Source organism: Amycolatopsis sp. NPDC003861, from assembly GCF_053605405.1.
Window position 1 is genome coordinate 20,587 of the sequence record NZ_JBSGJD010000047.1, and the last position, 23,635, is coordinate 44,221.

At 72.6% G+C, this 23,635-nt stretch carries 22 protein-coding genes; 10 read left to right on the plus strand and 12 right to left on the minus strand.

The window, feature by feature from the left end:
* The first annotated feature begins 30 nt into the window (after nucleotides 1–30).
* Nucleotides 31–1,602, plus strand: a complete 1,572-nt coding sequence (locus ACWEVN_RS14895; RefSeq protein WP_452051583.1) for a glycoside hydrolase family 13 protein — start codon at nucleotides 31–33, stop codon at nucleotides 1,600–1,602.
* A 49-nt stretch (nucleotides 1,603–1,651) separates the two neighbouring features.
* Here the strand turns inward: ACWEVN_RS14895 and ACWEVN_RS14900 are convergent, their stop codons facing one another.
* Nucleotides 1,652–2,074, minus strand: coding sequence for a VOC family protein (locus tag ACWEVN_RS14900; RefSeq protein ID WP_452051584.1), 423 nt, complete (start codon nucleotides 2,072–2,074; stop codon nucleotides 1,652–1,654).
* Nucleotides 2,075–2,324: 250 nt separating this feature from the next.
* Between ACWEVN_RS14900 and ACWEVN_RS14905 the strand changes: the two genes are divergently transcribed.
* Nucleotides 2,325–2,609 (plus strand): MmyB family transcriptional regulator, encoded by a 285-nt coding sequence (locus ACWEVN_RS14905; RefSeq protein WP_452051585.1) that lies wholly within the window; start codon nucleotides 2,325–2,327, stop codon nucleotides 2,607–2,609.
* Here ACWEVN_RS14905 and ACWEVN_RS14910 read toward each other — a convergent pair.
* Nucleotides 2,504–3,838, minus strand: a complete 1,335-nt coding sequence (locus tag ACWEVN_RS14910) for an LVIVD repeat-containing protein (protein WP_452051586.1) — start codon at nucleotides 3,836–3,838, stop codon at nucleotides 2,504–2,506. The genes ACWEVN_RS14905 and ACWEVN_RS14910 overlap by 106 nt on opposite strands.
* Before the next feature lie 104 nt (nucleotides 3,839–3,942).
* On the opposite strand from ACWEVN_RS14910, the gene ACWEVN_RS14915 reads away from it, so the two are divergent.
* Nucleotides 3,943–5,388 carry a peptide ABC transporter substrate-binding protein gene (locus ACWEVN_RS14915; RefSeq protein ID WP_452051587.1) on the plus strand — a complete coding sequence of 482 codons (1,446 nt, stop codon included), beginning with the start codon at nucleotides 3,943–3,945 and terminating at the stop codon, nucleotides 5,386–5,388.
* A gap of 374 nt (nucleotides 5,389–5,762) precedes the next feature.
* Here the strand turns inward: ACWEVN_RS14915 and ACWEVN_RS14920 are convergent, their stop codons facing one another.
* The gene (locus tag ACWEVN_RS14920) at nucleotides 5,763–6,641 is read right to left on the minus strand and encodes a bile acid:sodium symporter family protein (protein WP_452051588.1); all 879 of its coding nucleotides are present in this window, start codon (nucleotides 6,639–6,641) and stop codon (nucleotides 5,763–5,765) included.
* Between the two features lie 133 nt (nucleotides 6,642–6,774).
* Nucleotides 6,775–7,653, minus strand: a complete 879-nt coding sequence (locus ACWEVN_RS14925; RefSeq protein WP_449686389.1) for a LysR family transcriptional regulator — start codon at nucleotides 7,651–7,653, stop codon at nucleotides 6,775–6,777.
* A gap of 70 nt (nucleotides 7,654–7,723) precedes the next feature.
* On the opposite strand from ACWEVN_RS14925, the gene ACWEVN_RS14930 reads away from it, so the two are divergent.
* On the plus strand, nucleotides 7,724–8,731 hold the full coding sequence (locus ACWEVN_RS14930; protein WP_452051589.1) for an SDR family oxidoreductase: 1,008 nt from the start codon (nucleotides 7,724–7,726) through the stop codon (nucleotides 8,729–8,731).
* A gap of 102 nt (nucleotides 8,732–8,833) precedes the next feature.
* Here ACWEVN_RS14930 and ACWEVN_RS14935 read toward each other — a convergent pair whose 3' ends face one another.
* The 8 genes from ACWEVN_RS14935 to ACWEVN_RS14970 form a co-directional block, all read right to left on the minus strand.
* Nucleotides 8,834–9,826: an AraC family transcriptional regulator gene (locus tag ACWEVN_RS14935; RefSeq protein WP_452051590.1), complete on the minus strand. Its 993-nt coding sequence runs from the start codon at nucleotides 9,824–9,826 to the stop codon at nucleotides 8,834–8,836.
* Nucleotides 9,827–9,847: 21 nt separating this feature from the next.
* Nucleotides 9,848–10,582, minus strand: a complete 735-nt coding sequence (locus tag ACWEVN_RS14940; protein ID WP_452051591.1) for an SDR family oxidoreductase — start codon at nucleotides 10,580–10,582, stop codon at nucleotides 9,848–9,850.
* Between the two features lie 58 nt (nucleotides 10,583–10,640).
* Complete coding sequence (locus ACWEVN_RS14945) at nucleotides 10,641–12,548, minus strand: S8 family peptidase (RefSeq protein WP_449686385.1); 1,908 nt, start codon at nucleotides 12,546–12,548, stop codon at nucleotides 10,641–10,643.
* A 136-nt stretch (nucleotides 12,549–12,684) separates the two neighbouring features.
* Nucleotides 12,685–13,581 carry an NADP-dependent oxidoreductase gene (locus ACWEVN_RS14950; RefSeq protein WP_452051592.1) on the minus strand — a complete coding sequence of 299 codons (897 nt, stop codon included), beginning with the start codon at nucleotides 13,579–13,581 and terminating at the stop codon, nucleotides 12,685–12,687.
* 296 nt (nucleotides 13,582–13,877) lie between these two features.
* Nucleotides 13,878–15,269, minus strand: a complete 1,392-nt coding sequence (gene lpdA / locus ACWEVN_RS14955) for a dihydrolipoyl dehydrogenase (RefSeq protein WP_452051593.1) — start codon at nucleotides 15,267–15,269, stop codon at nucleotides 13,878–13,880.
* A gap of 95 nt (nucleotides 15,270–15,364) precedes the next feature.
* Complete coding sequence (locus ACWEVN_RS14960; protein WP_452051594.1) at nucleotides 15,365–16,228, minus strand: alpha/beta fold hydrolase; 864 nt, start codon at nucleotides 16,226–16,228, stop codon at nucleotides 15,365–15,367.
* A 31-nt stretch (nucleotides 16,229–16,259) separates the two neighbouring features.
* Nucleotides 16,260–17,030 carry a lysophospholipid acyltransferase family protein gene (locus ACWEVN_RS14965; RefSeq protein ID WP_449686381.1) on the minus strand — a complete coding sequence of 257 codons (771 nt, stop codon included), beginning with the start codon at nucleotides 17,028–17,030 and terminating at the stop codon, nucleotides 16,260–16,262.
* A gap of 69 nt (nucleotides 17,031–17,099) precedes the next feature.
* The gene (locus ACWEVN_RS14970; RefSeq protein ID WP_310971327.1) at nucleotides 17,100–17,504 is read right to left on the minus strand and encodes a nitroreductase family deazaflavin-dependent oxidoreductase; all 405 of its coding nucleotides are present in this window, start codon (nucleotides 17,502–17,504) and stop codon (nucleotides 17,100–17,102) included.
* A 217-nt stretch (nucleotides 17,505–17,721) separates the two neighbouring features.
* Here ACWEVN_RS14970 and ACWEVN_RS14975 point away from each other — a divergent pair, with 217 nt between their 5' ends.
* From ACWEVN_RS14975 to ACWEVN_RS15000, 6 genes are all read left to right on the plus strand, one after another.
* On the plus strand, nucleotides 17,722–18,762 hold the full coding sequence (locus ACWEVN_RS14975) for a LacI family DNA-binding transcriptional regulator (RefSeq protein ID WP_449686380.1): 1,041 nt from the start codon (nucleotides 17,722–17,724) through the stop codon (nucleotides 18,760–18,762).
* A gap of 82 nt (nucleotides 18,763–18,844) precedes the next feature.
* Nucleotides 18,845–19,978 (plus strand): DUF993 family protein, encoded by a 1,134-nt coding sequence (locus ACWEVN_RS14980; RefSeq protein WP_452051595.1) that lies wholly within the window; start codon nucleotides 18,845–18,847, stop codon nucleotides 19,976–19,978.
* Entirely contained in the window at nucleotides 19,978–20,790 is an 813-nt protein-coding gene (locus tag ACWEVN_RS14985) for a sugar phosphate isomerase/epimerase family protein (protein WP_452051596.1), read from the plus strand. Before ACWEVN_RS14980 ends, ACWEVN_RS14985 begins: the two co-directional genes overlap by 1 nt.
* Before the next feature lie 51 nt (nucleotides 20,791–20,841).
* Complete coding sequence (locus ACWEVN_RS14990; protein WP_449686377.1) at nucleotides 20,842–21,504, plus strand: IclR family transcriptional regulator; 663 nt, start codon at nucleotides 20,842–20,844, stop codon at nucleotides 21,502–21,504.
* 47 nt (nucleotides 21,505–21,551) lie between these two features.
* Nucleotides 21,552–22,262 (plus strand): response regulator transcription factor, encoded by a 711-nt coding sequence (locus tag ACWEVN_RS14995; RefSeq protein WP_452051597.1) that lies wholly within the window; start codon nucleotides 21,552–21,554, stop codon nucleotides 22,260–22,262.
* 2 nt (nucleotides 22,263–22,264) lie between these two features.
* Nucleotides 22,265–23,560 carry a sensor histidine kinase gene (locus tag ACWEVN_RS15000; protein WP_452051598.1) on the plus strand — a complete coding sequence of 432 codons (1,296 nt, stop codon included), beginning with the start codon at nucleotides 22,265–22,267 and terminating at the stop codon, nucleotides 23,558–23,560.
* Nucleotides 23,561–23,635 lie beyond the last annotated feature (75 nt).

The window sequence follows — 23,635 nt, forward strand, 5'->3', positions numbered from 1 at the left end:
TTTTCCACGACGACCAGAAGGGGCACCTACGTGACCGACAAGACCGGCTGGTGGCGGAGCGCGGCGATCTACCAGGTGTACATCCGCAGCTTCGCGGACGGCAACGGCGACGGCGTCGGCGACCTCGCCGGCGTCCGCGCCCGGCTGGACCACCTGGCCGACCTGGGGATCGACGCGATCTGGTTCACGCCGTGGTACCCGTCCCCGATGGACGACGGCGGCTACGACGTCGCCGACTTCCGCGACATCGAACCGCTCTTCGGCACCCTCGCCGAGGCGGAGGACCTGATCGCCGAAGCCCACACCCGGGGCATCCGGGTGATCATCGACATCGTGCCCAACCACTGCTCCGACGAGCACCGCTGGTTCCAGGCCGCGCTGGCCGCGGGCCCGGGATCGCCGGAGCGGCAGCGGTTCTGGTTCCGCCCCGGCCGCGGCCCGGACGGCAGCGAGCCGCCCAACAACTGGAAGTCGCGCTTCGGCGGGTCCGCGTGGACGCGCGTCCCGGACGGCGAGTGGTACCTGCACCTCTACAGCTCCCGCCAGCCCGATTTCAACTGGGACAACCCGGAGATCCGCACGGAGTTCGAGGACGTGCTGCGCTTCTGGTTCGACCGCGGGGTGGACGGCTTCCGCATCGACGTCGCCGACGGCCTGGTCAAGGACCCGCACCTGCCCGACGTCGACGACGGCGACGAGACGCCGTTCTCCGACCAGGAAGGCCTGCACGAGATCTACCGCTCGTGGCGCAAGATCGCCGACAGCTACGGCGGCGAGCGGGTGCTGGTCGGCGAGATGTGGCTGCCGGACATGTCCCGGGCGGCGCGCTACCTGCGCCGCGACGAGCTGCATTCGGCGTTCAACTTCGACTTCCTGGTCTGCCCGTGGGACAGCAAGCGCTTCCGGGACGTGATCGACCGGACGTTGAAGGCGCACGACGAGGTCGGCGCCCCGGCGGCCTGGGTGCTGTCGAACCACGACGTCACCCGCCACGTCACCCGCTACGGCCGCGAAGGCGACACGGGTTTCTCGTTCGCGAACCGGCTGCACTCGGCCCCGGTCGACCTCGGGCTGGGCACCCGCCGAGCCCGCGCGGCGGCGCTCCTGACGCTCGCCCTGCCCGGCGGGCTGTACGTCTACCAGGGCGAGGAGCTGGGGCTGTGGGAGGTCCTGGACATCCCGGACGAGCTGCGCCAGGACCCGGTCTTCGCCCGCACCCGCGGCACCGACCCGGGCCGCGACGGCTGCCGCGTGCCGATCCCGTGGTCGGGGTCCGAGCCCCCGTTCGGCTTCGGCAGCGGCGAAGCCTGGCTGCCGCAGCCCGCTTCGTGGCGGGACTACACGGCCGAGGCGGAGGCGGCGGACCCGGCGTCGATGCTGTCGCTGTACCGCACCGGGCTCCGGCTGCGGCGGGACTTCCCCGCGGCCGAGCTGGAATGGCTCTCGCTGGGGGAAGGCGTGCTGGCGTTCCGGCGGGGGTTCACGTTCGCGCTGAACTTCTCCCCGGAACCGGTGCAGTTGCCGCCGGGCGAAATCCTGCTGGCCAGCGGCGAAGTCACCGACACGCTGCCGACGGACATCGCGGTCTGGCTGCGGCAGTAGAACACGCCGGAGGCCGCCGCCGAGCCGGACCGCGGCGGCCTCCGGCGGCTCACCCGACGCGCTCGGACAGCTCGAACATGTTGCCCCACGGGTCGCGGAAGAACGCGAGCCGCGCGCTGATGTCGGCGATCTCGAACGGCGGGTTGACGATTTCGACGCCGCGCTTGCGCAGCTCGGCCAGGGTCTCGTCGACGTTGGCCACCGACAGGCAGACGTGGTTGTAGCCGTTCACGGCCAGGCTCGCGTCGACGTCGCCGAACTGCGGCTGGGCCGCGGCGCCCGGGCCGCCGAGTATTTCCAGTCCTGGGCGGGCGGCAACACGCAGGCCAGGGTCAGGTCGCCGTACGGCCATACCCCGCGGCGGGCGGCGCTGTCGCCCGAGGACGTGGGCCTGCCCAGCCCGGCGACGAGCCGGCGCGTACCCGGGCTGCGCCGCGAGGAGGTCGCCGGCCTCGCCGGGGTCAGCGTCCACTACGTCAAGCTCGAGCAGGGCCGCGCCGGCAACGTCTCCGGCCAGGTGCCGGCCGCGATCGCCCGGGCCCTGCGGCTCGACGACGTCGAGACCCGCTACCTCCGTTCACTGCTGCAGCCCGGCAGCCACGCCGTGCCCGCTCCCCCGCGCGCCCGGCCCGCGTTGCGGTCGATGATCGGTGCGTTGGCCGTGCCGGCCGTCATCCACGGCCCGCGCCTGGAGGTGCTCGCGATCAACCACGCGGGCCCGGGTGGTGTACCGCGACTGGGCGCGGATCGCCGCCGGCGTCGTCGCCGTCCTGCGGTCCGGCCCCGCGGACGACGCACTGGCCCGGCTCGCCGGGGAACTGTGCACGCGGTCGGCGGAGTTCGCCGCGCTGTGGGCGGAGCACCGGGTGGCCGAGCACCAGCACGGCGGCCCCGGCCCCGGCTACTTCGTGAGCTGCAGGACGTCGATGCCGCGGGTGTTGTCGGCCACGTACACGTACTTCCCGTGCCAGTACGGCGCCCACGCGCTCGCGTCGGCCGGGCGGTAGTAGGCGATCTGCCGCGGGTTCGTCGGGTCGCTGACGTCGAGGAACCGGGTGCCCTGCGCGTAGAACGACTGGACCAGGATCTTGCCGCGGACGTCGAAGTAGTGCGCCGAGCAGTCGTCGGAGGCCGGGTCGCTGCCCTCCTGGCCGTTGACGCTCCACGTTCCGACGCTCGGCAACCGGAACGGCTGCTCCGGCGTCGAACGCCAGCCTTCCCCGTGGTAAGAGCCCTTCAACGACGAGATCGTCAGGACGCCGTCGCCCGCGCAGCCGTCGACGAAGTTCTCCTCCGTCGCGTAGATCAGGTCCTGGCCGCGCCACGCGCCGTCGCCGATGCGGTGGCCGGCCGGGTGGAAGCTGTTGTGCATGAACCGCGAGGGCGCCGCCGTCTCGGCGATGCCGCCGCCCGCGTACGGGATCGGCTCGTGCGCCGTCGCGCGGCGGATCTTGCCGGACAGCGGGTCGCGGTGGATGCCGGACGTCCAATAGCCGCGGACGCCGCCGCGGCCGGACACCCAGGCCACGCCGTCGGCGTCGACCTGCACGTCGTGCACGTAGTCGGTCTTGCCGTCGTTGCGGGCCAGCTCGATCGGCTGCGGGTTCACCTTCGGGTGCTTCGGGTCGCGGAGGTCGGTGACCCAGATCGGCCGCCCGCCCCAGTCGGCCGGCTGGTCGTCGGCCTTGGCCGGGCCGCCGGTCCAGAGGTAGCGGCAACCGTCGACGCAGCTGGTGGTGTGGCCGGCCGGCACCTTCACGTAGCTGAGGATCGCCGGGGCCTCGGGCTTCGAGACGTCGACGACGTAGATCCCGGACTCGCCGGTGTGGGTGGTGCCGCCGTAGGCGCGCGGGTCGCGGGACAGGAAGACCAGCTTGCGGTCCTGGTCGACCTCGGTGTCCTCGGTCTCCCACAGGCCCGGCAGGCTGACCTGCCCGACCAGCTTCGGCGCGGCCGGGTTCTTCGTCAGGTCGTAGACCTTGAGCCCGAACTCGCCGGACACGACCATGACGTCCCGGCGGCCGTAGTCGAGGAAACCGATCGAGATGGCGCCGGCGGCGTCGGGCACGTTGCCGACGGCCTTGACGTTCTTGATCGCGCCCGGGTCACCCGCCGTGCGGGCGGCCGGGGTCGCGGGCTTGTCGTCCTCGCCGCAGGCCGCGGCCGGCAGCCCGGTCGCGACCAGCGTGGCGCTGACGGTGACGGCGGCGAAGCACGACCGCAACCAGGTGCGCACGCGAAACCTCCCAGAACGCTCCGAGCGTGACCCACCGAACGGTACGACGGAGATCAACCGGACACAACCGTCTTTCGTTGCCTCCTGACTGATAAGACTGGCGCATGCGCCTGTTCGTCCTGCTCACTGTCGTGGTCCTCGCCGTCACGGGCTGTTCGGGATCCGGCCCCGCCCGGCCCGGGGTGCTGACCGTCGGCATCCGGGAGCCCGCGACGCTGCTGCCGGCCGACCTCGCCGACCAAGCGGGCCGGCTGGTGACCGGCGCGCTGTGGACGCCGCTCGCCGACTACGACGCGGCGTCCGGGAAGGTCACCCCGCGCGCGGCGGCGTCGATCGAGAGCACCGACCGGGTGCACTGGACGGTCAAGTTGCGGCCGGCGACGTTCCACGACGGCACCCCGGTCACCGCACAGTCCTATGTGGACACCTGGCGGGCGGTCGCGGCGGCGCACTGGGTGTCCTCCCTGGTGCTGACGAAGCTCCTGCGCGCCCGCGAGATCAAGGCGGCGGCCCCGGACACGATCGCGCTGACCCTCGACCGGCCGTCCGGCCAGGTGCCCGCGCTGCTCGCCGCGCCGGGCCTGGTCCCGCTGCCGGCCTCGGTGCTGGCTTCCGGAGATTGGGACGGGTTCGCGATGGCGCCGATCGGCAACGGCCCGTACCGCCTGGACGGCGGCTGGCACCCGGGCTCGGGCGGCACGCTCAAACGCGTCGGCACCGGGAAGGCCGAGGAGATCGAGCTGCGGGTCGGCGAGCCGGCGGCCCAGTACGACGCGGTCAAGGCGGGCACGCTCGACCTGGCGACCGAGGTCCCGGGCGAACGGCACGAGGCCATGCACGGCGACTTCGCCGACCGCCACGCGTCTTGGGCCCTGCCCGAGGCGGGCTACCTGGCGTTCCCGGTGGGCAACCCCCGCTTCGCCGACGCGACGGTCCGCCACGGCTTCGCCCTCGGTGTGGACCGGGCGGCCCTGGAGGCAGGCCCGCTCGCGCACCAGGTCGACCCGGCCAAGGCGATGCTGCCGCCCTCCGACGCCCCGGGCGAGCGCACGGGCACCTGCCGCCCCTGCAGCTTCGACGCGGCGGCCGGCAAGGCCCTGCTGAAGCAGGCGGCCTTCCCCGGCGGCGCAACCGTCTACTTCGGACCCGGCGCGGAGGCGTGGACGCGCACCCTGGTGGTCGGATTGCACAAGGCACTGGACGTTTCCGTGACGGCACAGGCCGCCCCGGGCACGGGCCGGCTCGACGGACCGGCCACCCTGGACGTCAAACTGGCCACGGCGAGCCCGTACGAACTGCTGTCCCGCCTGGCGGCGGAGTCGGGCTACGCGGACGAGGTCTTCCGCCAGAACCTGGCCCTGGCGGACGCGGCGGCCACCCCGGAGGAGGCGGGCGAGCTGTACCGCCTGGCGGAGAACCAGCTCCTGCGCGACCTGCCGGTGGCCCCCCTGTGGACCGGCCACGGCCACGCGGTCTGGGGCTCGCGGGTCGACGACGTCCCGGCCACGCCGTTCACCGGCCCGGTTCTCGCGGGGATCGGCGTCTCGTGAGCTGGGAACCGGCGTCCCTGCGTTGCCGGAGTGAAATCCGGGTCGGGAAAGTCGGCGAGGTCACTACGGAGGTCACCGAAGCGCACGGGCGGCCGCCGATCAGGTGCACCTTCACCGCACCGCGCTCGATGAGCCGCGCTGTCGGTGACCAGTGCCGCCCGTCGGCGGCCGCGCCGTGGCGGATCCAGTTCATGCTGGACAAGGCCGAGGGCGACGAGTGGGTCTCCCGCCGCAACCCCGCGGTGCGCCGCCGGATCGCGTCGCTGGGCGGCGTCTCGGCCGGTGGAATCCCTTACCTGGCGGGCGCCGCTGGCTCGCGGAAGCCCTCGACGAGGACCATCCCTGGCGTCACCGGCTCGGGAACACCGAAGACCTCAGACGCCCGTGACGCTCATGACCTTGGAACGCTTGCGGCTCAACGCGTAGGCGGCCAGCGCGGCGGGCACGAACATCACCGAGCCGTAGACGCCGGCCGGGACCGCCATCGCCTCGCTGCCGAGCACCGACATGGCGACGGTGATGGCCAGCGCGGCGTTGTGGATGCCGATCTCCATGGCGGACGCGATCGCCTGCTGCCGCTCGACCCGCAGCAGCCGCGGCACGCCGTAGCCGATCGCCAGGCTCAGCACGGAAAGCAGCAACGCCACCGGCGCGAGCGTGTCGGCGTTCTCCAGCAGCAGCTTGAAGTTCCCGATGATGGAGAACATGATCGCCAGCGCCAGCACGACGATCGACGCGATCTTCACCGGCTTCTGCATCTTCTCGGTCCAGGCGAGGGAGCGGCGCCGGACCAACATGCCGATCGCCACCGGGACCAGCACGAACACGAACACCTGCACCAGCTTCGCGGGCTGCAGCCCGACCGACGCGTCGCCGGCCATGAACCGCGCCATCGACAACGCGACCACCACCGGCAGCGTGAACACCGCGAGCACGGAGTTGATCGCGGTCAGGGTGATGTTGAGCGCGACGTCACCACCCGCGAGGTGGCTGAACAGGTTCGCCGACGTCCCACCGGGCGAGGCGACGAGCAACATCATGCCGACGGCCAGCACGCCGTTGAGCCCGAACAGCACGACCAGCCCGTAGCAAAGGGCCGGCAGCACGATCATCTGGCACACCAGCGCCACGATCGCGGCCTTGGGATACTTCAGCACCCGGGCGAAATCGGCCGGGGTCAGCGACATGCCGAGGCCGAACATCACCAGCGCGAGCGCCGCCGGCAGGAAAATCGAGACGATCTGCGCACCCATCCGAACCTCCGCGAGTCCCAGGCGAGAACCGGCTGCCATCCTGCTCCCACTCGGGCGCGATCTTTCTCCCGTTGTGCGTCGAATGCCCGATTCGTAACCTTCGCTGGTCCGTTCAGAGTCATGAATTGGCGTTCTAGACCGTCGCGTGCGCGGCGAGCGTCTCGATGAACGCTGCGGTCAGCGGGTCCGGAGCCGCGCGGGTGTACGCCGTCAGCACCCGGCGGACCGGCACCGCCGGCCGCAGGACCCGGCCGTCGAAGCGGGCCGGCAGGACGTTCGCCGGCACCAGTGCCGGCCCCAGGCCCGCCGCCGCCAGGATCGGGGCCGCCGCCGTCTGCTCGGTGCGGACCGCCGCCCGGGGGCGGAAGCCCGCCGCCGCGCAGGCCGCGTCGACCAGTTCCGCCAGGCCGTTGCCCGGCGCGTAGTGCACCCAGGCGCAGCCGGAGAGGGTGGCCAGGTCGACGACCCCGGTGGCGTCCCCTTCCGTCGCGCCGTCCGCCGGCAGCACGACCACGAACTCCTCCACCCCCAGCTCCCGCATCGGGCCCGCCCAGTCGCCGGGGCGCGGGCCGAGCGCGACGTCGGCCTCGCCCGCGGCCATCGCCTCGCGCAGCTCGTCGGCGTGCCGGAACTCGATCAGCCGGACGTCGACCTCCGGCCGGTCGCGCCGCCACACCCGCAGCGCGGGCGGCAGCACGCCCAGGCTGACCGAATACACCGTCGCGACCTGCAGCTCGCCCGCCGTCGTCCCGGACGCGAGCCGGGCCGCGCAGCGCGCTCGTTCGGCGTCGGCCAGCGCCGCCCGCGCGTGCGGCAGCATCGCCCGGCCCATCGGCGTGAGCCGGACCGCCCGGGGCAGCCGCTCCAGCAGCGGCCCGCCGAGGCCGCGTTCCAGGGCCCGCATCTGGTGCGACAACGCCGGCTGCGTCACGTGCAGCTGCTCGGCGGCGCGGGTGAACGACCCCGTGTCGACCACCGTGACCAGGTACTCGAGCTGCCGCAGACTTGTCATGAACTCAGTTTATCGACTTGGTGACAACTAAGCCTTGGACTTATCGAATCCGTGAGCCGAGCCTGGAGGCATGGAACGCAAGACAGCTCTGGTCGCCGGAGCGAACGGGATCATCGGCCGCACGCTCACCGAGCACCTGCGCACGAACGGCTGGGACGTCACCGGCCTCTCCCGGCGCGGCGGCCCGGGCACGATCGCCGTCGACCTCCTCGACCCGGCCGACACCCGGGCCAAGCTCGCCCCGCTGACCTCGGCCACGCACCTCTTCTACGCCGCCTACCAGGACAAACCGACGTGGGCGGAGCTGGTCCCGCCGAACCTGGCGATGCTGACGAACCTCGTCGACGCGGCCCCGCCCGGCCTGGAGCACGTCAGCCTGATGCAGGGCTACAAGGTCTACGGCGCGCACCTCGGGCCGTTCAAGACGCCGGCGCGCGAGACCGACGCCGGGCACATGCCGCCGGAGTTCAACGTCGACCAGCAGCAGTTCCTCGAGCGGCGGGCGGGGTCCTGGACGTGGTCGGCGATCCGGCCGTCGGTGGTCGGCGGCACGGCACTGGGCAACCCGATGAACCTGGCGCTGGTGATCGCGGTGTACGCGTCGATCTCGAAGGAACTCGGGCTGCCGCTGCGCTTCCCCGGCAAGCCCGGCGCGTACGACAGCCTGCTGGAGATGACCGACGCGGGCCTCCTGGCCTCGGCGACGGTCTGGGCGACCGGGCAGCAGGGCGCCTTCAACATCGCGAACGGCGACCTGTTCCGCTGGCGCGAGCTCTGGCCGAAACTGGCGGCCTACTTCGGCCTCGACGTCGCGCCGCCGCTGCGGATGTCCCTCGCGGACGTCATGGCGGACAAAAGTCCACTGTGGACCCGGATGGCGGCCGACCACGGGCTCTCGGCGTCCTATGGGGACGTTTCGGCGTCGTGGGCGTTCGGCGACTTCGTGTTCGGCTGGGACTACGACATGTTCGCCGACACGTCGAAGTCGCGCCGGGCGGGATTCCACGAGTACGTGGAGACCGAGCAGATGTTCTTCCGCCTGTTCGACGAGTTCCGGAAGGCGCGGGTCATCCCCTAGCGCGGATCCGCAGTCGTCCATGCCGGCACGGACCCCCCGGACCATGCCGGCATGGACACCCCCCGGACGTCGTCCAGCGTACGGACGGCGCGTGAGCGCCCTCTATTCGTTTTCCGCCGAGTGGTCCGCGGATTCCGGATTGCCGGAACGGCCCGGGTCGGCGGTGCGCGACGGCAGTTGCCCGTACGCCTCGCGGTAGTACGCGGCGAACCGGCTGAGGTGCGTGAAGCCCCAGCGGGTCGCGACCTCGGCGACCGTCCCGGACGCCGAACCGTCCGCGATGCGCAGCAGGTCCTGGTGCACCCGGTCGAGCCGGACGCGCCGCAGGTAGGCCGCCGGGGTGGTGCCGAAGTCGAGGCGGAAGCGCTCCTGGAGGGTGCGCGGGCTGACCCGCGCCGCCGCGGCCATGTCCGCGACCGAGACCGGCTCGCCCGCGTGTTCTTCGCAGTACGCCATGGCCCGCCGCACGACCCGCGGCAGCGCCGGATGGGCGTAGGCGGGCAGGGCGGCGACGTGGTCGTGCGGCTGGATGTCCACCAGGCCGTGCACAAGGACCTGTTCGAAGTGCGCGGCCGCCAGTGGTGACCGGGCCGCCAGCGGCGACGCGGCGAACTCCGCGAAGGCCCGCGCGGTCGCCAGCCACGCGGCCACCGCGGGATCGCCGTCCGCGAGGGCGGGGGTGAAGCGCAGCGCGCCGGCGGGCGGTTCACCGGTCTGCTCGGCGACGGCGTTGTCCACCGCGGCCTGCGGCAGGAACAGGATGAGGGTGTCCGACCCGGCCGGCAGGGACATGCCCAGGGTCATCCCGGGCCCGGCGATCGAGCACGACGCGGCGACCTCGCGACCCGCCACCCGCACCGCACTCTCGCCGACGAGCGGGAGGTGGACGTTGTAGAAGTCGGGCAGCTCGCCCGCCGCGACCTCGACCGGGCGGCCCCACCCCAGCTCGTAGAGCGCCAGCCCCTGCCGGTGCAGGCGCCGGAAGCGGCCGGGCGCGGGATCGCCCCGGCCGACGCGCAGGCAGTGGGGCGAGAACTCGCGGGTCACCACCTCGTCCAGCTCTTCGACGTCGTTCCCCTCGAACAGCAGCTGCATCGCGTTCCCCCCGGAAGGCAGCTAACCGCGGCCGATGAACGGCATGGTCGTCGCGGTGACGGTGAGGAACTGGACGTTGGCGTCGAGCGGCAGCCCGGCCATGTACCGCACGGCGTCGGCCACGTGCCGGACGTCGAAGGTCGGCTCGGCGAGGACCCGGCCGTCGGCCTGCGGGATGCCGGCGGCCATCCGCTCGGTCATCTCGGTGGCGGCGTTGCCGATGTCGATCTGCCCGCAGGCGACGTTCCAGGCCCGGCCGTCCAGCGAGATCGACCGGGTCAGCCCGGTGACGGCGTGCTTGGTCGCGGTGTAGGCGACGCTGGCGGGCCGCGGCACGTGGGCGGAGATCGAGCCGTTGTTGACGATCCGGCCGCCGCGGGGGTCCTGGTCCTTCATGACCAGCACGGCTTGCCGCGCGCAGAGGAACATCCCGGTGAGGTTGACGTCGACGGTCCGCTTCCAGTCCTCGACGGACAGGTCGGCCACGGTCCCGCCCGCGGAGATCCCGGCGTTGTTGAAGAGCAGGTCGAGCCGCCCCCACCGCTCCCGCACGGCGTGGAAGAGGGCTTCGACCTCGTGTTCGTCGGAAACATCGGTGGGTACGGCCAGGGCGTTCTCGAAACCCGCGGCGGTTTCCGCGAGGGCGTCGGCCCGCCGCCCGGCCAGCGCCACCCGATAGCCGTCTTCGAGGAGGGCCCGCGCCACCGCCCGCCCGATCCCCGAACCGGCTCCGGTCACCACCGCGGTCTTCGCCATGCCCCGACCCTAACGAAAAGGGCCCGGCGCGTGCCGGGCCCTCTTCGCGGAACATCCGTTACTTCGCCGCCACGCCCAGCGCGGCCAGGGCCGGGCCGGCCATGATCACGCCGTTGCCGGTCACCGTGTCGAAGCCCGGCGTGCCCAGGTCGATCGCCGAGGACACCAGGGCCGTGCGGATCTGGGCCGGGGTCGCCGTCGGCTTGCCCGACAGCAGCAGGGCCGCGATGGCCGCCGCGTGCGGGGCCGCCGCCGAGGTCCCGAAGAACGGCTGGAAGCCCGTCACCGAGGTGGCGACGCCGTCGGCCGCGGTGATGTCCGGCTTGTTGCGGACCGTGCCGCCGGTCGAGGAGACGTTGCCCGGGGTGATGGCCGTGCCGTCGGCGTTGTAGAACAACCGGCGCTTGCCGTCGGAGGAAAAGCGCTCCCACTTGCTCGACGCCGTGTAGAGGCCGGGGTACGGACCCGCCGGGTTGGCCGGGTCGCCGGTCTCCAGCGGACGGGTGAACGCGCCCGCCGCCGGGGCCGCCGCCACGCTGAACGCGTTGACCGCGGCCGAGTGGCCGTTCGTGACACCGTTGGTGCTGAACGCCTTGAGCGAGCCCGAAGCCACGAACCGGCCGCGGATCACGTTCAGCGCGAGGAAGCGGTCGGCGCCGCTGTACTTGACCACCGCGACCTTGTAGCCGGAGCCGGTGGTGGGCACGCTCGCGATCTCGTACGGGTTCTGCGAACCGGACTGCGCGTTCTCGCTGGAGGCCACGACGCTGCCGGACGAGTTCAGGATGAACAGGTCGTAGTCGTTGGCGGACTTGCCCCACGGGTCGGACCAGAACAGCGTCACCGGCTTGCCGAGCGAGCCCGCCGAAAGCGCGTCGAAGTTCTGCGTGGTGCTGCTCGGGTCGAAGTCGTGCGGGGTGCCGGTGACGCCGCTGATCTTCGACGACGAGGCGCGGAAGTCACCCTCGTAGTAGCCGCTGGTGCCGTCGGTCGCGTTGCCCGAGTTGCCGGCCGAGGAGAAGTACAGCACGCCCGCCGCGGTCACGTCGTTGACGGCCTGCGCGACCTGCGTGTCCTGGAACGGCGATTCGTCGAAGTAGGAGACGTCGTCGACGATGACCTTGCAGTTGCCGGTGGTGCGCAGCGCGCGGATGTTCGCGGCGAAGCTGGCTTCGCTGGTGAACGCGGTCGCGAAGCCGAGGGTCGCGTTCGGCGCGAGGTCGTGGATGATCTCGAGCATCGCGGTGCCCTCGTCGCCGCTGCCCTTCTGGCCGGACAGGACGTCCACCGCGGGCAGCTCGCCGGCCGCCTGCGACTTCGCCAGGGAGTCGACGCCGTCGGACAGCACGCAGACCTTCACGCCGGAACCGCTGACGCCGTAGGTGGTGCGGGCGGTGTCGGCGCCGTGCGCTTTGTCCCCTTCGGACACCTGCGTCGCCGCGGCGGCGGCCTGCGCGGACGCGGCCTTGCGGAAGTCGCGGTTGCCGGGCTCGCTCCAGGTGGTGGCCTGGGCGGCGGGCTTGACCTCGGTGACGTCGGCCCGGCCGGCGATCGCGTCCAGGGCGGACAGCGGCAGGTCGGCGCGGACGGCACCGTCCGGCGCGGCGTAGCGCACGGTGCCGCCCGCCGCCTTGATGGCGTTCGCGACGGTCTGGCCCTGCGCGGCGATGTCGACCGAGACGGTGCCGGTGTTGCTGACGCCGACGCCGGAGCGGTATTCGGGCAGCTTCGCGGCCAGCGACCGGTCGGCCCGCAACCGCTTCTCGACGACGAGTTGGCTCGATTGCTTGCGCTCGGCGGAGCTCAGGCTCTTCTTGATGCTCTGCAGCGCGTTGATGCCCGCTTCGGTGCGCGCGGCCGCAGCGTCCACGGTGGACGGCTGCGCCGCCGAGACCCCCGTCGTCAGCAGCAGCGCGCCGACCGTCAGCGGAACCGCGTGCGCGGCGACCCGGCTGAATCTCACCATCGATGTCTCCCTGTGGTACTCGGCCACTCGACCGAATGACACCCGACCGGGTGTAATGGGGAGAATCTAAGGAGTGACCGAGCCGGATTCCAGCGACCAAAGTCGGGAACGCCTTCGCGTCCACATACTGGAACGATCAGGGAAATGTGAGAACTATTTTTCCCCGGCCGTGCCCGGTTTCGATTTCCCGGTGCGCGGCGACGGCCTCGGTGTACGGGTAGGCCCGGCGCACGAGGAAGCGCAAGTCGCCCTTGGTGTAGAGGGCGGCCAGCTCGGCGAGCCGCGCGGCCGAGCGTCCGGACTTCGAGACGAGCACCCCGAGCCCGGCGGCCCGGTCATGGTCGACGAGGGTGAGGATCCGGTTCCGCGCTCTCACCAGTTCGAGTGAGACGTCCAGCGCCGCTCCGCCGGCCCCGTCGAGCACGACGTCGACACCTTGCGGCGCGGCGGCCAGGATGCGCTCCTTCAGCCCTTCGCCGTAGACGACGGGGGTTGCGCCCAGCTCACGCAGGTAGTCCTGGTTGGCCTCGCTCGCGGTGCCGACCACCCGGGCGCCCCGCAGCTTGGCGAGCTGCACGGCGACGGTGCCGACCGAGCCGGCGGCGCCGTGGATCAGCAGTGTTTCCCCTTCGCGCAGGTCCAGCGTTTCCAGCGCGATGGACGCGGTCTGCGCCCCGGCGGTGAACCCGCCGGCGACCTCCCACGGCATTTCCGGCGGCTTCGGCGTGACATCGGTGGCGGGAACGACGACGTACTCGGCGGCGGCCTGCACGGCGGTGAAGCCGAGAACTTCGGTACCGGCGCCGAGGTCGCCCTCGTCGACGACGCCGGCGAACTCGTTCCCGGGCACCCGCGGCCAGCCGAGCACGAGGTGCGGCGGCTCCCACCCGGCCCGAACGGCGGCATCGAACGGCTGCACCCCGGCGGCCTTGACCCGCACCCGCACCTCCCCCGGCCCGGCGTGGGGCTCCGGAAGATCGAGGACGCGGAGCACTTCGGGCCCGCCGAATTCGGTGAACGCTACGGCTTTCATGGCCCCAGTCTCGAACTTCGAGCGCACTGGAGGTCAAGCACGAGGCGGAAATCGTCGGTGCCCTGCCGTACCGTCCGCGGCATCGGCGTGCGATGAGTAACCGTCCAAAATGGACGCATAGCAACCTCGGTACGCCGAGGACGCGCACCAGTGCGGTCAAGGCGAGCGCCTGGTCCGGCGTGGCACGGCGGATTTCGATTTCTGCCACGTGCGGATGGGCGCGCGGCGCACCGGCACGATCCCCGCCAACCCACCGAAGGTCGGCTGGGACCGGCCGGAGCTCCGCTTCGACGTCCCTACATGTTGATCATGTGGCCCGCGAGGCCGTGGATCGCTTCCTTGACCGCCTCGCCCAGCGTCGGGTGGGCGTGGACGTTGCGGGAAACCTCGTGCACCGTCAGGTCCCACTGCTGGGCCAGCGTCAGCTCCGGCAGCAGCTCCGTCACGTCCGGGCCGATCAGGTGGCCGCCGATCAGCTCGCCGTACTTCGCGTCGCTGATCAGCTTCACGAAACCGGCCGCGTCGCCGAGGCCGTGGGCCTTGCCGTTGGCCGTGAACGGGAACTTCGCCACCTGGACGTCGAAGCCCTTCTCGCGGGCCTGTTCCTCCGTCCAGCCGAAGCTGGCGATCTGGGGCTGGCAGTACGTCGCGCGCGGGATCATCGGGAAGTCGAGCTCCATCGTCTCGGCGCCCGCGATCGTCTCCGCCGCCACCACGCCCATCGACTCCGACGCGTGCGCCAGCATCAGCTTCGCCGTCACGTCGCCGATCGCGAAGATGTGCTCGACGTTCGTGCGGCCGCGGCCGTCCACCGCGATCGCGCCGCGGTCGGTCAGGGCGACGCCCGTCTTCTCCAGGCCGTAGCCCTCGACGCGCGGCTGGAAGCCGATCGCCTGCAGGACCTTGTCGGCCTCGAGGACCTGCTCGCCGTTCTTCTCCGAGGACACCGTCACGCGCACGGACGAGCCCGAGTCGTCGATCGACTCCACGCGGGTCGACGTCAGCACCTTGATGCCGAGCTTGCGGTACCGGCGCGCCAGCTCCGCCGACACCTCGGCGTCCTCCAGGGGCACCATCCGGTCGAGGAATTCGACGATCGTGACGTCGACACCGTAGTTGTGCAGCACGTAGGCGAACTCGACACCGATCGCGCCCGCGCCGGCGATGACGATGCTCGACGGCAGCTCGCTCGACAGGATCTGCTCTTCGTAGGTCACCACGCGCTCACTGCGCGAAGTCCCCGGCAGCAGCCGGGTGGTCGCACCCGTCGCGATGACGCAGTGATCGAACGTGATCCGCGAGCCGTTGACCTCGAGGGTGTGGTCGTCGACGAACGTGCCGTGCCCGTCGAACTCGGTGATCTTGTTCTTCTTCATCAGGAAGTGCACGCCCTTGACGCGCCCCTCGGCGACCTTCCGGCTCCGCTCGTACGCGGCCGTGTAGTCGACCTTGATCGGGCTGTCGGAGGAGATGCCGAACGCCTTCGCCTCCTGCGTGACGACGTGCGCCAGCTCGGCGTTGCGCAGCAGCGCCTTCGACGGGATGCACCCGACGTTCAGGCAGACGCCACCCCAGTACTTCTCCTCGACCACCGCGGCGCTCAGCCCCAGCTGGGACGCGCGGATCGCCGCGACGTAGCCGCCCACCCCGGCCCCCAGCACGACGACATCAAAGTGTTGTGCACTCATGCCTCGAAGCTACCCTTCCGGGCCGCGTCGGGCGGGGTGACCCGGACCTCACACGGCGCCCCGGCCCGCACCTCACACGGCGCCCGGCCCGCACCTCACGCGGCGATGAGCTCGCGCAGGGCGGCGACCACCTCCTCCGGCCGTTCCTCGGGCAGGAAGTGCCTGCCATCCAGCACGTGCGTCCGCAGGTCGGGCGCCCACGAGCCCCACACCGCCGCGGGGTCGAACGGCAGCTCGCCCACCGGCCGCTGCCACAGCGCGGCCACCGGCATCGCCAGCCGCCGCCCGGCGGCGCGATCGGCCGCGTCGTGCTCCGCGTCCACCGTCGCGCTCGCCCGGTAGTCCGCGCACACCGCCGCGATCGCCTCCGGCGTCGAGGCCGCCTCGAGGTACGCCGCCCGGACCTCCGGCGGGATCGCCGCGGGGTCGCGCACCCAGGCGTCGAGGAAGTGCCCGAAGAACACCGACGGCGCCGCGCCCAGCATCCGCTCCGGCAGCGGCGGCGGGTGCGCGAGCAGGAACAGGTGGAACGCGAACACGCCGCCGGTGCCCGTCAGCGACTCCCACAGGTCCACGGCCGGGAGCACGTCGAGCACCGCCAGGTGACCGACCGCCGACGGGTGGTCGAGCGCCGCCCGGAACGCCACCAGCGCACCCCGGTCGTGGCCGGCCAGCGCGAACCGCTCGTGCCCCAGCGCACGGGCCAGCTCGACGACGTCCGCCGCCAGCCGCCGCTTCGAGTAGTCGCCCGGTGGCTTGTCGCTGCCGCCGTAGCCGCGCAGGTCGGGGCAGATCACCCGGTGGTCGCGCGCCAGCGGCACCGCCACCTCGCGCCAGGCGAGGTGGGTTTGCGGGAAGCCGTGCAGCAGCACCACGGGTGGCCCGGCGCCGCACTGCGCGACGCCGAGGTGCACATCCCCGACGGGGATCCGCTCGTAGGAGAACCCGGAAATCGTCATGCCGGCAGGCTCTCACCCACCACCGACAAAATCAGGCAGCCAGCGGCGGCCGCTTCCCCCGAAGGGAGGACAGCAGCTCGGTGATCGCGGCCATGATCCGGGCCGTGGCCTCCTCCAGCACCTCGCGCGTCAGCTCCCGCCCGACGAGGTCGGAGAGGTCGACCGGCGGCCCGGCGAGCAGCTCCACGGTCTTGCGCGGCAGCACCCGCGGGAACTTCGCCGTCGACGGCAGCAGGTGGTGGGTCCCCCAGTTGGCCACCGGGATCACCGGGGCCCCGGTCTCCAGCGCCGCCCGCACGACGCCGGTCTTGCCGCGCATCGGCCAGCCGTCCGGGTCGTTCGAGAACGTGCCTTCCGGGAAGATCGCGACGCATTCGCCCGCCCGCACCGACGCCACGAGATCGCGGTAGGCCTCCGCGGCCGTCGCCGCGCCGCGGTAGACCGGGATGTGGCGGCCCGAGCGCATCACGCGGCCGACCACCGGCACCTTCCACAGCGACGCCTTCGCCAGGTAGCGCGGCACGCGGCCGGCGGCGAGGCAGAACGCCGTGAGCGTCGTCGGGTCGGCGAACGACAGGTGGTTGGACGCCACCAGCACGCCGCCGGTCTTGGGAAGGTGGCGCGAGCCCCGCACGCGGAACCGGGTGGACTGGACCAGGAACTGCCAGACCACCTCGATGGCGAAGCTGTACCAGGCGCCACGGCCGGCGCGGGCGAAGCGCCGGCCGTAGGCGATCATCTGGCGTCGGGTGAGCAGTTCACCCTCGAGGTCCAGGGCGGTCCAGCGGTCCATGAGTGTCATTCGTAGCCCACGACCGGCCGGATCGGCCCCCGCCCGCGCCGAACGCGGCGCAGATCACAGCGAAAACTTTCAGAGCCGCTCGAGCACCACGACGGGGATCTCACGGTCGGTCTTCTTGGCGTACTCGTTGTAGTCCGGCCAGACGGCGGCCAGCTTGTCCCACAGCTTCGCGCGCTCCTCGCCGGACGTGGTGCGGGCGCGGGCCTTGAACTTGTCCGCCTTGATCTGGACGCCGACCTCGGGGTGCTCGACGAGGTTGAAGTACCAGCCGGGGTGGTTCGGCGCGCCGCCCTTGGAGGCCACGATCACCGCGTTCCCGTCGACTTCCTGGTAGATCAGCGCGAACTTGCGCTCCTGCCCGGTCTTGCGGCCGGTGGTGGTCAAGACCAGTGTCGGGACGCCTTCCTTCCACTCGTGGCCGACCTCGCCATCGGTCTCCTCGTAGCGGCGGACGTGCTCGTCACCGAACAACATGCGGTGCTTCCTTTCGTGGTCGTCGGCAGTGGCGGGCTCACCACTTGAAGGTTCTCCTTGTTTGCAACACACGCAAAGCGCGCGATCTTCCCGCCGGTTTTCACTCGTTCGGGGGAGGTCCCCCGAGCAGCGGCTTCTCCCGGCACACCCCCCTCCCAGTAGATTGCACCGACCGAGCACGCCGAGACACTCGAGACCGATCTTGGAGGAGCCAGCCATGAAGGCCCGGCCGCACGTGACACTCGAAGACGTGGCACGCAGCGCGAACGTCTCGCTCGCGACGGCGTCGCGGGTGCTCAACGGCACCGCGTCCGTCCGCGCCGACCTGCGGGAGCGGGTGTCCGCCGCCGCGGCCGAACTGGCCTACGCCCCCAACGCGCACGCCCAGGCCCTCGCCGGCGGCACGCACCGCACGGTCGGCGTGATCTGCCACGACGTCAGCGACCCGTACTTCGCGGCCATCGCCGGCGGGGTGATGCGGGTGGCGACCGACAACGGGCTGCTCGTCATGCTGGCCGGCACGTTCCGCGACCCGGACCGCGAAGTCGCCTACGTCTCGACGCTGCGGGCGCAGCGGGCCGCGGCCATCCTGCTCATCGGCTCGGCGTTCGAAGACCGGGCGTGGGAACGCGCGATGGCCGCCGAGCTGGAGCCCTACCGGCGCGGCGGTGGCCAGGTCGCGGCGGTCAGCAGGCACCGCGGCCTCAAGATCGACACCGTGCAGCCGGACAACAAGGGCGGCGCCGCGGCACTGGCGAAGGAGCTGGCCGGCCTCGGCCACAAGCGGTTCGCCGTGCTGGCCGGGCCGCGGCGGCTGAGCACCGTGATCGACCGGCTGGCCGGGTTCTCCGGCGAGCTCGCCGCGCACGGCATCGAGCTGCGCGAAGAGGACGTCGTCGAGGCCGCGTTCAGCCGCGACGGCGGCTACGAGGCGACGAAACGGCTGCTCGCCGGCCGCAAGCGCAAGCTGCCGACCTGCCTGTTCGCCGTCACCGACGTGATGGCCATCGGCGCGCTGACGGCGTTGCGCGAGGAAGGCCTGTCGGTGCCCGGCGACATCTCGGTGGCCGGGTTCGACGACATCCCGGTGGTCCGCGACCTCGCCCCGGCGCTGACCACCGTGCGGCTGCCACTGGAGGAACTCGGCGAACGCGCGATGGACCTGGCGATCAAGGGTTCCGCGGGTGCCCGGCCGCGGACGGTCCGGCTGTCCGGCGAAGTCGTCCTGCGCGAAAGCACCGGCCGCCCCAAGCGGTGACCCCACCGGGCCTTGCCGCGGGCGCGGCACAGGCCCTACCGTGGGTTGAGAAAGCGCTTTCTGACCCTTCCGGAGGTCTTCGATGCTCGTGCTCCCGGCGCCCGGCGGCGAGCTGCTGAACTGGTCGCCGTCCGGGCCACGGCCCCCCGCGCCCCCGAAGACTCCGCCGGCCTCGCGCACCGCCTACGCCGCCGCGCACGTCGTCGCGGACGCGCGGGCCGACGAGCCGTACGCCGTGGATTGGGACAAGACGCTGGCCTTCCGCGAGCACCTCTGGTCATCCGGGCTCGGCGTCGCGGAGGCGATGGACACCGCCCAGCGCGGCATGGGCCTCGACTGGGCGACGACGCGGGAGCTGGTGACCCGCACCGGCGCGGTCGCGGCCGGGCGGCGCTGGTGCGCCGGGGTCGGCACCGACCAGCTGCCGCCAGGACCGGCCACCGTCGCGTCCATTGTGGACGCCTGGCGCGAGCAGCTCGCCCTGGTCGCCGGCGCGGGCGCGGTCCCGGTCGTGATGGCCAGCCGCGCGCTGGCCGCGGCGGCCACGGGCCCGGACGACTACCACGCGGCGTACGGGAAACTGCTGTCCGAAGCGGGCGGCCCGGTGCTGCTGCACTGGCTCGGCGAGCAGTTCGACCCGGCGCTGGCCGGCTATTGGGGTCACGCCGACGTCCGCGCCGCTGCCCGCGAGCTGGCGGCGCTCTGCACCGAGCACGCGAACGCGATCGCCGGGGTCAAGGTGTCGGTGCTCGACGCCGAGGTCGAGGTCGAGTTCCGCCGGGCGCTCCCGGACGGCGTCGCCTGCTACACCGGCGACGACTTCAACTACCCGTCGTTGATCGCCGGGGACGCCGAAGGCCACAGCGAAGCCCTGCTCGGCATCTTCGACCCGCTCGCCCCGGTCGCCGCGGCGGCGCTGGCCCGCCTCGACGCCGGCGACCAGGCCGGGTTCCGCGCGCTGCTCGACCCCACCGTGCCGCTGTCGCGCGAGATCTTCCGCGCGCCGACCCGGCACTACAAGACCGGTGTCGTGTTCCTGGCCCACCTCAACGGCCACCAGGACCACTTCCGGATGATCGCCGGCCAGGAGTCCGCCCGCACGATCACCCACCTGGCGACGCTGCTGCGGCTGGCCGACGAGGCGGGTGTGCTGGCCGACCCCGACCTGGCCGAGGTCCGGATGCGGCCGCTGCTGCAGGTGGCGGGGGTGGCGTGATGGATCCCCGGCTGAGCCTCAACCAGATCACCACGAAGTCCTGGTCGCTGCCCGAGGCGGTGGCCGGCTGCGCCGAGGCGGGCGTCGGCTGGATCGGGCTGTGGCGGGACAAGGTCGCCGAAACCGGCGCCGACGAGGCCGCGCGGCTGCTCGAGGAACACGGTGTGCGGGTGTCGTCGTTGTGCCGCGGTGGGTTCTTCACCGGCGTGACACCGGAAGGGTCCCCTGTGGACGGAGTGGCGCAGACCCGGGAGGCGATCGACGAAGCCGCCACGCTCGGCGCCGACGTGCTGGTGCTGGTGGTGGGCGGAATCGCGGGCAACGACCTGGCCGCGTCCCGGCAGCGCGTCGCCGACGCGGTGGGCGAGCTGGCGCCGTACGCCGGCGAGCGCGGGGTCCGGCTGGGCCTGGAGCCGCTGCACCCGATGCAGTGCGCGGACCGGTCGGTGCTGTCCACTGTGGACCAGGCGCTGGCGGTCGCGCTCGAGCACCCGGCCGAGCAGGTCGGGGTGATCGTGGACGAGTTCCACGTGTGGTGGGACCCCCGGATCGAGGAGTCGATCGCCGCGGCCGCCGGGCGCATCGCCGGGTTCCACGTGTGCGACGTCCTGGTGCCGCTCCCGGACCCGCTGCTCGGCCGGGCGCTGCCCGGCGACGGCCCGATCGACCACCGCCACCTGCGCACGGCCGTCGAGGCGGCGGGGTACGCCGGGCCGATCGAGGTCGAGGTGTTCAACGCGGACCTCTGGGCCCGGCCGGGGGCGGAGGTGCTCGCGGAGACCGTTGCGGCGTTCGAGCGATACGTGGGCTGAGCCGGTCCGCCTGGCGGTACTCTGGGTCCATCAGGCGGACGGGGGTCGCTCATGAAGGCAGACGACGACGGTTCGGTGCGGAGCGTGCTTCGCGCGTTCGACCTGCTCGCCCTCTTCACGGAACACCGCCGGGTCTGGGCGGTCAAGGACCTCACCGCGGCCAGCGGGCTGGCGAAGACGACCGTGCTGCGGCTGGTCGCCACCTGCGAGCAGCGCGGCCTGCTGTGGACGCGGCCGGACGGGCGGATCACCGTCGGGCCCGGGATGCTGCGGTGGGCGCAGCTGGCGAACACGGCGTGGCAGCTGCCCGAGCCGGTCCGCCAGGTGCTGCGGGAGCTGGCCCGGGAATGCCGCGAAACCGTGAACCTCTACGTCCGCAGCACCTCCGTGCTGGTCTGCGTGGCGCAGCAGGAGGGGCCGCTGGCGATCCGGCACGTCGGCCGCGTCGGGGACGAGCTGCCGCTCGGATCCGGGGCCGCCGGGCGGGTCCTCGACGGCACCGAGGGAGCTGCGGTCAGCCACGGTGAGCCGGAGGCGGGCGCGTCCAGCGTTGCCGCGCCGGTGCACGACGGCGACGGGCGGCTGCTGGCCGCGCTCGCGATCACCGGGCCCAGCAGCCGGTTCGGGCCCGGCGAAGTCGCTGCGTTCACCGAAGCCCTGGCCGCCGCTTCGGTGCGGATATCGCAGATCGGCCTCGCCACGCGGGCGGAATAGGCCACAGCCGGACGGAATCCGGCGCGTCGTTGGTTAGGCTTCCCGGCATGCCGAACCTGCTGGTGGTGGAAGACGACGCCGCGATCGGCAGCGTGCTCGAATCGACCCTCCGGCTGCACGGTCACCAGGTGTGCTGGTGCCGCGACGGGCGGAGCGCCCTGCAGGCCGCCGAGTCCGGCGACTTCGACCTCGTGCTGCTCGACCTCGGCCTGCCCGACCTCGACGGCGTCGAAGTCTGCCGCCGGCTGCGGGCCACGCTGCCGGCCGCGGTGCTCGTCATCCTCACCGCGCGGCAGGAGGAGATGGACGTCGTCGTCGGCCTCGACGCCGGGGCGGACGACTACCTCACCAAGCCGATCCGGCTGGGCGAGCTGCTGGCCAGGGTGCGGGCGCACCTGCGGCGCGGCGCGCCGGCCGGGGCCCGGCCGCCGGTGATCGTCGGCGGGCTGACCGTCGACATCGCCGGCCGCCGCGCCACCCTGGGCGGGCGCGAGGTGGTGCTGCGCGCCAAGGAGTTCGACCTGCTGGCCCGGCTCGCCGAGCAGCCCGGCGTCGCGGTCAGCCGCGAGACGCTGATGTCCGAGGTCTGGGACGCGCACTGGTACGGCTCGACGAAGACGCTGGACGTGCACATCGCGGCGGTGCGCCGCAAGCTGTCGGCGGCCGCCGGGCCCGAGGACGAGGTGCCGCGGATCGCCACCCTGCGCGGGCACGGCTACCGGCTGGAAGACCCGGCCCGGACCGCCGCCGAGGGGTAGCCGTGCGCCGCCGGATCACCTCGCTGACGGTGCTGGCCGCACTCGTCGCCACCCTGCTGTTCGCGTTGCCGCTGGGCTTCGCGGTGTGGCAGTACTACCACGACGACGCGAAGGGTGACCTGGAGCGGGCGGCGGACGCCGCCGCACTCTCCGTGTCCCACGAGCTGAACGCCGGCCTGCCGCCCGTGGTGCCGCGAGCCGAGGACGAGGACGAAGCCGAAGCCGACGTCGCGGTCTACAGCCCGGACGGGCGGCTCCTCGCCGGGCACGGGCCCGCCGTCGCCGGCGCGGTCGAGCGGCAGGCCGCCAAGGCCACGGTGGACGTCGTCATCGGCCGCGAGGACGACGAAATGGCGCTGGCGGTGCCGGTGGTCAGCGGCTCCCGGGTGACGGGCGTGGTCCGCGCCGCGCGGCCGCTGTCCCAGCTGCGGCTGCAGATCATCCTGACCTGGGTCGGCATGACCGGGCTCGCGGTCGTGACGACCGGGGTCAGTTGGCTGCTGGCCCGGCGGTTCACGAGGCGGCTCGTCCGGCCCCTGGAGGAGCTCGCCGTCACGGCCGAGCGGCTCGGCGACGGCGACTTCACGGCCCGGTCGCCGCGCGCGGGCATCCCCGAGATCGACCAGGTCGGCGAGACGCTGGACACCACCGCGGCCCGGATCGGCGAGACCCTGGAGCGCGAGCGCGCGTTCTCCGCGGAGGCGTCCCACCAGCTGCGCACGCCGCTGACCGGGCTGCGCCTGCAGCTCGAAGCCGCGCTGGAGACACCGGCGGCGGACCCGTACGCGGCCATCCGCGCCGGTATCGCGTCCGCCGACCGGCTGGAACGCACCATCGAGGACCTCCTGGCGCTGGGCCGCGAACGCCGCGCGCCGCGGGCCGAGCTGGACCTCGGCGCGCTCCTCGAGGAAGTCCGGCAGACGGGCGAAGCGCTGCTCGGGCCGCAGGGGCGGGAGTTGCGGATCAGCCGTCAGGACCCCCCGGCGGCCCGCGTGGCGGCCGCGGCGGTCCGGCAGGTGCTCGGCGTCCTGCTGGACAACGCCGTGACGCACGGCCGCGGCACGGTCACGGTCCTGGCCCGCGACGCCGGGGATGCGCTGGCGATCGACGTCACCGACGAAGGCCCGGACCTGGGCGAAACGGACCCGTTCGCGACGACGCCCCGCGGCCACGGCATCGGCCTCCGCCTGGCCCGCAGCCTCGCCGAAGCCGAGGGCGGCCGCCTCCGCCTCAGCCGCCCCGCCCCACCCACGTTCACCCTCCTCCTCCCCGCCGCCCCACCCACCGACCCGGAGTGACAGGCCACGGTTCAGGTGGCCTGCCGCGGCTGGTCGTGAGTGGTAAGGAGGGTTAGAACCCTCCTTACCACTCAC